10 protein-coding genes are annotated in these 11,635 nt (G+C 63.9%); 2 read left to right on the top strand and 8 right to left on the bottom strand.

What is annotated here, in order from left to right; genetic code table 11:
* Window positions 1–31: 31 nt before the first annotated feature.
* Genes pepN through ACF8GF_RS21690 form a run of 6 tightly spaced genes read right to left on the bottom strand, consistent with a single transcriptional unit; the run spans window position 32 to window position 6,549 of the window.
* Window positions 32–2,689: an aminopeptidase N gene (gene pepN, locus ACF8GF_RS21715; protein ID WP_392488474.1), complete on the bottom strand. Its 2,658-nt coding sequence runs from the start codon at window positions 2,687–2,689 to the stop codon at window positions 32–34.
* 13 nt (window positions 2,690–2,702) lie between these two features.
* Window positions 2,703–3,533: a DUF2797 domain-containing protein gene (locus tag ACF8GF_RS21710; protein ID WP_339444509.1), complete on the bottom strand. Its 831-nt coding sequence runs from the start codon at window positions 3,531–3,533 to the stop codon at window positions 2,703–2,705.
* Window positions 3,530–3,790, bottom strand: coding sequence for a YeaC family protein (locus ACF8GF_RS21705; RefSeq protein WP_003247224.1), 261 nt, complete (start codon window positions 3,788–3,790; stop codon window positions 3,530–3,532). Before ACF8GF_RS21705 ends, ACF8GF_RS21710 begins: the two co-directional genes overlap by 4 nt.
* A gap of 13 nt (window positions 3,791–3,803) precedes the next feature.
* Complete coding sequence (locus ACF8GF_RS21700; RefSeq protein WP_392488473.1) at window positions 3,804–4,691, bottom strand: rhomboid family intramembrane serine protease; 888 nt, start codon at window positions 4,689–4,691, stop codon at window positions 3,804–3,806.
* Complete coding sequence (locus tag ACF8GF_RS21695; RefSeq protein ID WP_339444507.1) at window positions 4,688–5,659, bottom strand: metallophosphoesterase; 972 nt, start codon at window positions 5,657–5,659, stop codon at window positions 4,688–4,690. The genes ACF8GF_RS21700 and ACF8GF_RS21695 overlap by 4 nt, the downstream gene beginning before the upstream one ends.
* A complete protein-coding gene (locus tag ACF8GF_RS21690; RefSeq protein WP_003247220.1) occupies window positions 5,659–6,549 on the bottom strand; it encodes an NAD(+) kinase in 891 nt (296 codons plus the stop codon). The genes ACF8GF_RS21695 and ACF8GF_RS21690 overlap by 1 nt, the downstream gene beginning before the upstream one ends.
* Here ACF8GF_RS21690 and ACF8GF_RS21685 point away from each other — a divergent pair.
* Window positions 6,548–7,570: a DUF1853 family protein gene (locus ACF8GF_RS21685; protein WP_176684491.1), complete on the top strand. Its 1,023-nt coding sequence runs from the start codon at window positions 6,548–6,550 to the stop codon at window positions 7,568–7,570. The two genes, ACF8GF_RS21690 and ACF8GF_RS21685, sit on opposite strands and share 2 nt — an antisense overlap.
* A gap of 162 nt (window positions 7,571–7,732) precedes the next feature.
* The gene (locus tag ACF8GF_RS21680; RefSeq protein WP_176684492.1) at window positions 7,733–8,278 is read left to right on the top strand and encodes a cytochrome b; all 546 of its coding nucleotides are present in this window, start codon (window positions 7,733–7,735) and stop codon (window positions 8,276–8,278) included.
* Here the strand turns inward: ACF8GF_RS21680 and ACF8GF_RS21675 are convergent.
* Window positions 8,269–9,162, bottom strand: coding sequence for a 1-aminocyclopropane-1-carboxylate deaminase/D-cysteine desulfhydrase (locus tag ACF8GF_RS21675; RefSeq protein WP_392488472.1), 894 nt, complete (start codon window positions 9,160–9,162; stop codon window positions 8,269–8,271). The two genes, ACF8GF_RS21680 and ACF8GF_RS21675, sit on opposite strands and share 10 nt — an antisense overlap.
* A 277-nt stretch (window positions 9,163–9,439) precedes the next feature.
* Window positions 9,440–11,476 carry an FAD-dependent oxidoreductase gene (locus ACF8GF_RS21670; RefSeq protein ID WP_392488475.1) on the bottom strand — a complete coding sequence of 679 codons (2,037 nt, stop codon included), beginning with the start codon at window positions 11,474–11,476 and terminating at the stop codon, window positions 9,440–9,442.
* Window positions 11,477–11,635 lie beyond the last annotated feature (159 nt).

The following is an 11,635-nucleotide window of genomic DNA, read 5'->3' as shown; positions in this document are numbered from 1 at the left end:
AGGGCTGCAAAGCAGCCCCAATTCACAAGAATTACGCCAGGCTCTTGCTCACCACTTCATACACATCACTGGACAGCTCGCCAGACGCCATAATGCGCTCCAGCTCACCCTTCATCAGCGCCTGACGCGCATCGTCATACTTGCGCCAGCGGGTCAGCGGCGCCAGTTGCCGCGATGCAATCTGCGGATTCAGCGCATTCAGCTCGATCACCAGGTCCGCCAGGAAGCGATACCCCGAGCCATCGGCAGCATGGAAGTTGACCAGGTTCTGCCCGGCAAAGGCACCGATCAGCGCACGCACCTTGTTCGGGTTCTTCAGGGTGAAGGCCGGGTGCTGCATCAATGCCTTGACCCGCGCCAGCCCGCCCGGCAGCGTGCTGGCCGCCTGCACGCTGAACCATTGGTCCATGACCAGCGGGTTGTCCTTGAAGTGCTCGGCAAACGCTTCCAGCGCTTTCGCGCGCTCGGCCTCGAACGGCGAGTTGACCAGTACCGCCAGCGCGGTAAGGCGCTCGGTCATGTTGTCGCAGTGCTCGAACTGCTCCAGGGTCGCCTCCAGCACCTGTTGCTTGCCACTCTGCATCAGGTACGACAGGGCGATGTTCTGCAGGCTGCGGCGGGCAAAGTGCTCGGCCGAGGCCACATAGGCAGTGCTGCGCGACACTTCGCGGTTGGCCTGGTAACGCGCCCACAGGGTGTCGAACAGGTGTTCGGCGATCTGCTGGCGTGCGAACTCGCGAGCGGCATGGATGGCGTCGACATCGGCCACCTGGCTGATCTCGGTAAGGTACGCCTCACCTGGCAGCGAGAGCATTTCGGCCACCATGGCCGGGTCCAGCGATGCATTGCCCAGCACAGTGCCCAAGGCGGTAATCAGGCGCTGGTCGAGCTTCAGGGCTTCGCCGCGTTGATGCTGGCCGATCAGTTCCTGCAGTACCTGCACCGACAGCTGCTGGCCCGCTTCCCAGCGGTTGAAGCCGTCGCTGTCGTGCTGCATCAGGAACATCAGCTGGTCGCGGCCATACGGGAAGCTCAGCTTCACCGGGGCGCTGAAGCCACGCAGCAGCGACGGCAGCGGTTTGGCCTGGATACCCTGGAAGGTGAAGGTTTGCTCGGCCTCGGTCACCGACAGCACGCGGCTGGTCCCTTGAGCGGCGTCTTCGCCAACCAGTTGCAGCGGCAGGTCGTTGCCGGCGGCATCCAGCAGGCCCAGTTCCACCGGGATCACGAACGGCAGTTTCTCGGCCTTGTCCGGGGTCTGCGGGCAGCTCTGGCGGAACGTCAGGCTGTAGGTCTGCGCGGCGTCGTCATACGCTTCGCTGACCTCCAAGCGTGGGGTGCCCGCCTGGCTGTACCAGCGCTTGAACTGGGTGAAGTCGACGCCGTTGGCGTCTTCCATGGCCTTGATGAAGTCGTCGGTGGTTACCGCCTGGCCATCATGACGCTCAAAATACAGGTCGCTGCCTTTACGGAAGCCTTCGCTACCCAACAGGGTACGGACCATGCGCACCACTTCGGCGCCCTTCTCGTAGACGGTCAGGGTGTAGAAGTTGGAGATTTCGATGAAGCTTTCCGGGCGCACCGGGTGGGCCATGGGGCCGGCGTCTTCGGCGAACTGGTGGGTGCGCAGGTAGGCCACGTCTTCGATGCGCTTGACCGTGCGCGAGTTCATGTCGGCACTGAACTCGGCATCGCGGAATACCGTGAAGCCTTCCTTCAGCGACAACTGGAACCAGTCACGGCAGGTAACGCGGTTGCCCGACCAGTTGTGGAAGTACTCGTGGGCGACCACGCCTTCGACGCGCTGGTGCGCAGCATCGGTGGCGGTTTCGGCACGGGCCAGCACACAGCTGGAGTTGAAGATGTTCAGGCCCTTGTTTTCCATGGCGCCCATGTTGAAGTCATTGACCGCAACAATCATGAAGATGTCCAGGTCGTACTCGCGGCCATAGACTTCTTCGTCCCAGCGCATGGACTTTTTCAGGCTGACCATGGCGTGGTCGCACTTGTCGATGTTCTCGGGCTCGACGTAGATGCGCAGGGTCACATCACGGCCGGACTGACGGGTGAAGCTGTCTTCAACGCACCACAGGTCACCGGCCACCAGAGCGAACAGGTAGGCCGGCTTCATGAACGGGTCTTCCCAGGTCGCCCAGTGGCGGCCATCTTCGGTCGGCCCGCTGCCGATCGGGTTGCCGTTCGACAACAATACCGGGTAGCGATGCTGCTCGGCGATGACCGTGGTGGTGAAGGTGCTCATCACGTCCGGGCGGTCGAGGTAGTAGGTGATCTTGCGGAAGCCCTCGGCCTCGCACTGGGTGCAGAACATCTTGCCCGACTTGTACAGGCCTTCCAGGGCGGTGTTGCTTTCCGGGTGGATCTTCACGCTGGTGTCGAGGGTGAAGCGCTCGGCCTTGGGCTGTACGGTCAGGCTGTCGGCGTCGAGCTGGTAGTCGCCTGGCTGCAGTTCCTGGTCATCCAGCGAGGCGCGCAGCAGTTCCAGCTGCTGGCCATCGAGTTCCAGTGGCGGCAGGCCGGCACCGCGTGCCGGGTTGCGGCGCATGACCAGTTGCGCGTGAACCAGCGTGTGGTCCTCGAACAGCTCGAAGGTCAGGTGCGTCTCGTCGATCAGGTACTCCGGCGCCTGGTAATCCTTGAGGTAGATCACTTGCGGTTGTTCGGTACGCATGTGCAGGTCCTTTTTACTGGAGCACGGCCAACTGGTAGGCCGTGTACTTGCGAATATTGATCACACCGGTGTCGAAGATCAGGTACTGGCCCTTGATGCCCAGCAGCGTGCCCTCGGCCACCGGGTCCTTGTCGAGGTTGAAGCTGACAATCTTCTTGGGGTACGCCTCGACCGGGTAGTTCATCTGCACCACTTCGGCGTCCGGCAGCGGCTGGATCGCCTGCAGGCCGAAGCGCCCCTGCAGCTCGCGCAGGCCGTCGGCGCAGGCTTCGAAGACCTGCTCCCGGATGGCCGGCAGGTCGAGCACCTCGGCATCGCCCTTGAGCAGCGCGCGCCAGTTGGTACGGTCCGGCACCTGGCTGCGCAGCACGTCTTCGACCAGGCCCGATTGCTGCCGGGTGGCCACGCGCATGATCGGCAACGCCTGACTGGCACCCTGGTCGAGCCAGCGGGTGGGCAGCTGGGTGGCACGGGTAATGCCGACCTTGATCCCCGACGAATTGGCCAGGTACACGATGTGGTCGGTCATGCAGAACTGTTCCCCCCACGACGGCTCCCGGCAGGTGCCGGCGTCGTAGTGGCATTTTTCCGGGGCCATGATGCACACATCGCACTGGGCCAGCTTGGTCATGCACGGGTAGCAGTAACCCTGGCTGAAGCTGGTCTTGGTGCGCTTGCCGCAATGGCTGCAATGAATGGCGCCGAGGTATTCCAGGCGCAGGCGCTGGCCGATCATGGGGTTGACCGGCACCTGCGTGTCATCCAGGCGGAAGCTGTACTGCACCACCGGTGCCTGCAGGCTGACGGCCATTTTGCTTAACGAGCCACGCGCGAGTTCGATCAATGTACCGAGTCCGACTTGAACAGAATGTTGGCGATGGGCGCGGACTTCGACGCGCATTCCTGTGGGCCCATGTAGCCGGTGCGCTGGTCTTCGGGCAGGTTCTTCATCTCCCAGGCGATGACCGCCTGCAGCGACAGTTCTTTCTGCTCGGCCGTGAGCTTGCGGCCATCCGACCATTTGCCGATTTCCACCGCCAGTTTCAGGCTCTGGTAGATTTCCGGGGTGATGTTTTCAATCATTTGCGCGAAAGTGGACATAGTGTCTCCTGATTCAAGCCGACAGTTTACGCCGGGCCAGCGCCCCACCCAAGAGCCCGGTCAGGCATCCGATGAGCAGCCCGCCGACGTGGGCGGCATTGGCGATCTGGCCAAGGCCGAGGGTGCCGACCACGCCGGTCAGGCACACCACCAGCCAGATCAGCATCATCACCAGCACGCCCTTGGGCAGGTTGAAGTAACGGTCGGGCGCCAGCCACTGGTACAGCCAGATATGCCCGAGCAGGCCGTACAGCACGCCGGACAGGCCGCCAAACAGGCTCGGCCCGCTGGTGTAGTGCTGGGCCAGGTTGGACACCAGGCTGAACAGCAGGGTCAGGCCCAGCAACGCCCACGGGCCCTGGCGCAGTTCGATGCGTTTGCCCAGCTCCCAGTACCACAGGCTGTTCATGGCCAGGTGCAGCACACCGAAATGCAGCAGCATGGGCGACACCAGTCGCCACCACTGACCTTGGTCGAGGGTTTGCGCCAGCGAGGTGAAGTACAGGTAGTCGCCCTGGACACGGAAGTCGAGGAAGGTGAACCAGCTGATGGTGGTGAAGTTGTCACCAAGCCCCGTCAGGCCGGCGACGATGAAGCACAGCAGCAGGGTGAGGGTGGTGATTTTGCAGGCCTTGGCCTGGGCTGCCAGAGAAGGCTGTGTGGGGGCATTCGCGGGTGAAACCGCCCCTACAGGGTCGGCACTCGCCGGCAGGTCGGCGTTGCCGTCGGGGTAGCGCTGGTAGAGCTGCAGCACATCTTCGGCCAAGGTGTCGGGGGCCCAGAGGACCTGGGCATCACCCTCCTCGCTGACCCGGTGCGGCACCTGCAGGCGCTGCAACAGCTGGACGAAGCCGCTGAGGTCGACCGACAGTGGCAGGCGCATCACTTCGATTATGTTCATTGGTTGGCCTGTGGGCGGTCAACGTCGACCCAAACGAACTTGTGTGGGTCGATGCGGGTTTCATCATCCAGCCGGTAGGCGACCAGCTTGCCGTAGAGCACGGCGCTGTAGTCCAGGCAGGCCAGGTTGGCGCGGATTGGCGCCGGGCGGCCGCTGCGCCAGTAATGCCCGACGAACAGCATCGGCTGGTCTTCGTCATATCGCAGCAAGGCGTTCTTCTGGCTGTGGCTGAGCGGGGTACTGGCCACTTCTTCGGGCAAGGCATCGGGCTGGAAGACGATGTCACCGTAGGTCTTCGGGTCTTCTTCCCAGAACTTGGTGCGGAAGAACGCGCGGGTCAGGCCGTCGCCGCCGGTCAGCGTCAGCCCGTCCGGCAGGCGCATGTCGGTACCGCGCAACAGGCGGTTGCACACCGTGTCAGCAAAACTGCCACTCACGGCCGAGGCCTGGATGAAGTGTTCATCGATGCGTCCGTCGGGGTATTGCTGGCGCAGCGGCTCGATCAGCCGCGGGTCCCAGCAGGCGTGCACCAGACGGAAGCGTCCGGCGTCGACGAACAGCGGCAGCTGGTAGAACCAATTGACAAAATCGTGCCAGTCGCCGGGGTGCTGGGCAAACTGGGTCAGGGTTTCGTCGATCAGACGGGCATGCCGCGGCGTGTGTTCGCGTACATAGGCCTTGCCGCTGCCAGGCAGCGCCGGGGTGACCCAGCCCAGGGCATTGTATTCGTGGTTGCCCATGATGCAGAACGCCTGGCCGGCTTCGACCATGTCGTGGACGATGTGCAGCGCCTCACGAATGCGTGGCCCGCGGTCGACGATATCGCCAAGGAACAGCACCTGACGTCGCGGGTGGCGCCACACGCCGGCCACGCGCTTGTATCCGAGGGCGTCGAGCAGGCGTTCAAGGGTCAGCGCACAGCCGTGCACGTCGCCGATGATGTCAAAACTTCGCGCCGGATCGAGCATCAGTCGTCACTGCTCCCCAGGCGGCTGCCCCAACCCAGCTTGGTGCGGCAGACCTCGTAGTAATTGTGGTCCAGCGGGTGGATCAGGCGCAGTTTCTGCGGCTTCTTGCTGACCGTGATGGTGTCGCCGGGGGCACAGGTGAAGTGGTTCTGGCCGTCACAGGACACCTGCGGGTAGATCTGCAGGTCCTTGGACACCACGATCTTCAGCTCGCTGTTGCCGTCGACCACGATCGGCCGGCCCGACAAGGTGTGCGGGTACATCGGCACGATGACGATGGCATCGAGCTTGGGGTGCATGATCGGGCCACCGGCCGACAGCGCATAGGCGGTGGAGCCGGTGGGGGTGGCGACGATCAGGCCGTCGGCTTTCTGGCTGCAGACGAACTGGCCGTCGATGTAGATCTCGAACTCGATCATGCGCGTGGACTTGCCCGGGTGCAGCACCACGTCGTTCAGTGCATCGCCCTGGCCGATGGCCTCGTGGTGGCGACGCACCTCGGCCTGCAGCAGAAAGCGGTTTTCCACCAGGTAGTGGCCATCGAGCACTTCGGCGACCTTCTGCTCCAGCTCGTCAGGGCGGATGTCGGTGAGAAAACCCAGGTTGCCACGGTTGATACCCAGCACCGGAATGTTGTGCCGGGCCAGGGCGCGGGCTGCGCCCAGCAGGCTGCCGTCGCCGCCGACCACGATGACCAGGTCGCAGACCTCGCCCAGCAGCTTGCGGGTGGACGTTTGCAAGCCATGGCCGGGCAGCACTTCGGCAATGGTGTCCTCGAGGATCACGTGCAGGTGGCGATCGAGGAGGAATTTTTTAAGTCGGCGAATGGTGTCGAGCACCTGCGAGCTGCCAAGGCGACCGATGATACCGATATTGCGAAATTGCTCCATGGGGCTCCTGCAAGGCTTTGCGGCGGGTGACGATGCGCCGATTATGGGCGAAACCACCGGGCAGCGGCAAACCGGCTATGCTCGCAGGATGACGCCATTCGCCCAGCTCCACGACCTGCCCCGACAATTGCAGCGCGCCACCGTGCGTGACCTGGCATGGACCCTGTTGTCACCGCCCCTGCTCAGCGACCCGCCCTGCCCCCAGCGACACCCGCTGGCGGGCAGCCAGTGGGCGCAGCAGCCGCAACGCCTTGAACAATGGTTGCGGGCCCTGGATGCCGATGACCGACCGTTGCGCGCGTGGCTGGCGCAATTGGGCAGCCGGCGCCTGGGGCATTACTACGAACGCCTGTGGCAGTTTGCCCTGGGCCAGGCGCCAGGCATCGAGCTGCTGGCCGCCAACCTGGCGATTCGCGATGGCGGGCGCACCCTGGGCGAGCTCGACGTGGTGCTGCGCGACCGCGACGGCGTGCACCACCTGGAACTGGCGATCAAGCTGTACCTGGGCCCGGAAGACGCCGGGCACGACCCGCATGCCTGGCTGGGGCCTGGTTGCCATGATCGGCTGGGGACCAAGCTTGCACACCTGGCAGGGCACCAGTTGCCCATGTCCAAGGGCGCGCAGAGCCGCGAGATGCTGGCCAAGCTGGGGATTGAGCAGGTACAGGCACATGTGTGGCTGGGCGGCTATCTTTTCTACCCGTGGCCGGGCCATGCCAAGCCACCCACCGGCGCCAACCCGCAGCATTTGCACGGGCGCTGGGTGCGACGGCAGGACTGGGTGCTGGCTGAAGGTGAACGGTGGCAGCCGCTGCAACGGCATGCCTGGCTGGCACCTGCGCGGTTCGAGGCAGGCGAATGCTGGCTGGCGGAGCAGTTTGCAGCCTGGTTGCATATGCTGGAGCAGCAGGCACCGGCGCAGTTGCTGGTGCGACTGGAGCAGGAGTCCGATGGCGCCTGGCAGGAGGTGGAGCGGGTGTTTCTTGTGGCTGATGACTGGCCGTATCTGCCCGGTAACTGATGTCACCTGTTCCGGCCCCTTCGCGGGCACGCCCGCGAAGGGGCCGGTGGCTGGCAACACAATTTTCACAGACCCAGCGCAAAGATTCGTTTCTGGTAACCATTACAATGGTTCCTGAGCGCCAGCAAGAGCGCCATTCCGACCTGATGACGAGGACCGATCATGGTTTCATCCAACCCCGCGACCCATTACGCGCGCCTGTCCATCGCCCTGCATTGGCTGATGCTGGTGTTGCTGGCCGCTGTCTATGCCCTTATCGAACTGCGTGGCCTGTTCCCCAAGGACAGCGTCGAACGCAACCTGATGAAGGACCTGCACTTCATGCTGGGGCTGAGCGTGTTCGTGCTGGTCTGGCTACGCCTGGCCATGCGCCTGAGCCGCCCGACTCCGCCCATCGTGCCAAAACCACCAGCCTGGCAGACCGGCCTGGCGCACCTGATGCACCTGGCGCTTTACCTGCTGATGATCGGCTTGCCGCTGGCCGGCTGGCTGATTCTCAGCGCCGCTGACAAACCGGTACCGTTCTTCGGGCTGGAGCTGCCACACCTGATCGGCCCGAACCCGGACCAGGCCAAGTTCATCAAAGGCTGGCACGAGCGTATTGGCAGCTGGGGCTACTGGCTGATTGGCCTGCATGCACTGGCCGGGCTTTATCACCACTATGTGCAGCGCGACAACACGCTGTTGCGCATGCTGCCCTACAAGTAACCGCGTCGGCCCTGCAGGCCACCCGTGTGCACGAAGATCAGGCGGCTGCCAGGCTTGAACAGCCCGGCAGCAACCTGATCTCGCAAGGCCAGCAGAGCCTTGCCGGTATAGAGGGCTTCGAGCGGCACGCCAGTGCGCCGCTCGCAGTCGGCGATGAAGGTCAGTAGCTCATCGTCGAATTTTCCGAAACCGCCACGGCAGGCGTCATACAGCTGGTAGCCGTGCGTGCCGGCCAGTGCTGCCACCGTCTCTGGCACCCCATGATCCCTGGGCACTGCCAACGCACCATGTACGGCATGTGCACCCGCCTCGGCCAGTACAAGGCCGGCCAAGGTAGTCCCCGTTCCAGCAGCCAGCCACCAGGCGTCATGGTCTGACCAGCCCAATCCCGCGATCTGCGCGCGCGCCTGCTGCATGATCAGTGCGCAGCCCTGCGCACCGGCCAGCCCGCCGCCCCCTTCGGGGATGCAGTGCCAGCCTGGATAGCGTGCTTGCCAGGGTTCCCAGAAACCGGGTTCGTTGCGTGCACGGTAGCCGCCGTAGCCTAGCCAATGCAGTTCCATGCCCAGCGCCTGCAGGTCACGCACGGTTGGTGTGTCCTGGGCATGGCCACGTAACAGGCCGACGGTGGCGAAGCCGAAACGCTTGCCGGCAGCGGCCAAGGCGTGCAGGTGGTTGGAATGGTTGCCGCCGAGGCTGATCAGGCCCGGGGCATTGCTGGCGCCAGCCTGTTGCAGGTGGTGGCGTAGTTTGAACCACTTGTTGCCGCTGATCAGCGGGTCGATCAGGTCCAGGCGCAGAATGGCGGCCTGGACCTGGGCTTGATTCAGCCAGGGCAAGTCCAGAAATTGCAGCGGGGCTTGGGGGAGGTCGAATACATGCATGGATCGCAGTTTACAGGGTAATCCCGCAAGCGCTTGTAATCGATGAACTCGCCCCGCCAGGGCATTACAGTGCCAGGGTGGACGCGCATCAGTGGTTCGACGCAGGCATCGACGGCCCGGTACAGACCGTCGTTGGAGCGGGTTCACCCGCGAAAGGGCCGGGCCTGCTGGCCAATCTCCACTCGCCGTTCACCGTTGCCACCGCCATCGAATTCGCGGGCATGCCCGCTCCCTCCGTTTACCGTGCAGGTATCGGGCTCACGCAGCCCCGACGCCCTCAGAGTTCGGCCGCCAAGCGCGAGCCTTGGTTGATCGCCCGTTTGGCATCCAGCTCGGCCGCCACATCCGCGCCGCCGATCAGGTGCACCGACTGCCCCGCCACCGCCAGCCCTTCCTGCAGCTCGCGCAGCGGATCTTGCCCGGCACAGATCACCACGTTATCCACTGCCAGCACCTGCGGCTCGCCGCCGTCCACACGAATGTGCAAGCCAGCATCGTCGATACTCAGGTACTCGACGCTGTTGAGCATCTGCACCCCTTTGTTTTTCAACCCGGTGCGGTGAATCCAGCCAGTCGTCTTGCCGAGCCCGTCACCCACCTTGGACTTCTTGCGCTGCAACAGGTACACCTGCCGCGCCGGAGCATGCGGCTCGGCCTTGATCCCGGCCACGCCACCTCGCGCCTGAAGCTGGGTATCGATGCCCCACTCTTTCCAGAATGCCCCTCGGTCCTGACTGGTGGCCACGCCCTGATGCACCAGGTACTCGGACACATCGAAGCCGATACCTCCCGCGCCAATCACTGCCACCGACTTGCCCACCGGCTTGCGCTCGAGCAGCACGTCCAGGTAGCTGAGCACCTTGGCATGCTCCACGCCCGCAATGGCCGGGGTACGCGGGGCGATGCCGGTAGCCAGGATGATTTCATCAAAGCCGCCATCCACCAGTGCCTGCACATCGACGCGGGTATTCAGCCGCAGGTCGACACCTGTGCTGTTGACCTTGTTGCGGAAGTAACGCAGCGTTTCAAAGAATTCTTCCTTGCCCGGCACCCGCTTGGCCACGTTGAACTGGCCACCGATTTCGCTGGCGGCGTCAAACAGGGTCACCGCGTGGCCCCGCTCAGCCGCCACGGTGGCCGCCGCCAGGCCAGCCGGGCCGGCGCCGACCACGGCAATGCGCTTCACCGCACGTACAGGCAGGTAGTTGAGTTCGGTCTCGTGGCAGGCCCGCGGGTTGACCAGGCAACTGGTCAGTTTGCCGCCGAAGGTGTGGTCCAGGCAGGCCTGGTTGCAGCCGATGCAGGTATTGATTTCATCCGCGCGACCGGCAGCGGCCTTGTTGACGAAGTCAGGGTCGGCGAGAAACGGTCGGGCCATCGAGACCATGTCGGCATCGCCCTCGGCCAGCACCGCCTCGGCCACTTCCGGGGTGTTGATGCGATTGGTGGTGATCAGCGGAATGCTCACCACGCCGCGCAACTTGGCGGTGACTTTGCTGAAGGCCGCACGCGGCACTTTGGTGGCGATGGTCGGAATGCGCGCCTCGTGCCAACCGATTCCGGTGTTGATCAAGGTAGCGCCGGCCTGCTCGATGGCCTTGGCCAGCAGCTCGATCTCGTCCCAGGTGCTGCCACCCTCGACCAGGTCGAGCATCGACAGGCGGAAGATGATGATGAAATTCGGGCCAACCGCGTCACGCACCCGGCTGACGATTTCCACTGCCAGGCGCATGCGGTTTTCATAACTGCCACCCCAGCGGTCGGTGCGATGGTTGGTGTGCGCGGCCAGGAACTGGTTGATGAAGTAACCTTCCGACCCCATGATCTCGACACCGTCGTAACCGGCACGCTGGGCCAGCACGGCACAATTGACGAAATCGGCAATTTGCTTCTCGATTCCCTCCTCGTCCAGCGCCTTGGGCTTGAACGGGTTGATCGGCGCCTGGATCGCGCTAGGAGCCACCTGTCGTGGGCTGTAGGCGTAGCGCCCGGCATGCAGGATCTGCAGGCAGATCTTGCCACCAGCGGCGTGCACCGCCTCGGTGACGATGCGGTGCTTGTCGGCCTCTTCCTCGGTGCTGAGCTTTGCCGCACCGGAATACACCCCGCCTTCATCATTGGGCGCAATGCCGCCAGTGACCATCAGGCCAACGCCACCGCGGGCGCGCTCGGCAAAGTATGCAGCCATGCGCTCGAAACCGCCGGGGCGCTCTTCGAGGCCGGTGTGCATCGAGCCCATCAGGGTGCGGTTGCGCAAGGTGGTAAAGCCCAGGTCCAGCGGGGCAAGCAGGTGCGGGTAGCGGTCGGCGGCCATGGAAATGTCCCCTGATGGCGTGATCACGGAATGCGGGCACCTCACTGGGTGGCGGGCCCCGTCGTTTGTCTGCCTGCGACATTAAACAGCCGTTTGAATTGCCTCAATGATCAAAACTGACAAGTTAATGATCGTGATGAACAGCAGAGGCAGCGACTG

The sequence above is a fragment of the Pseudomonas sp. yb_5 genome (genome assembly GCF_043103865.1).
GTDB lineage: Bacteria > Pseudomonadota > Gammaproteobacteria > Pseudomonadales > Pseudomonadaceae > Aquipseudomonas > Aquipseudomonas putida_Y.
Note: the sequence above shows the minus strand (reverse complement) of the source record. Positions and strands in the feature narration are given on the sequence as shown.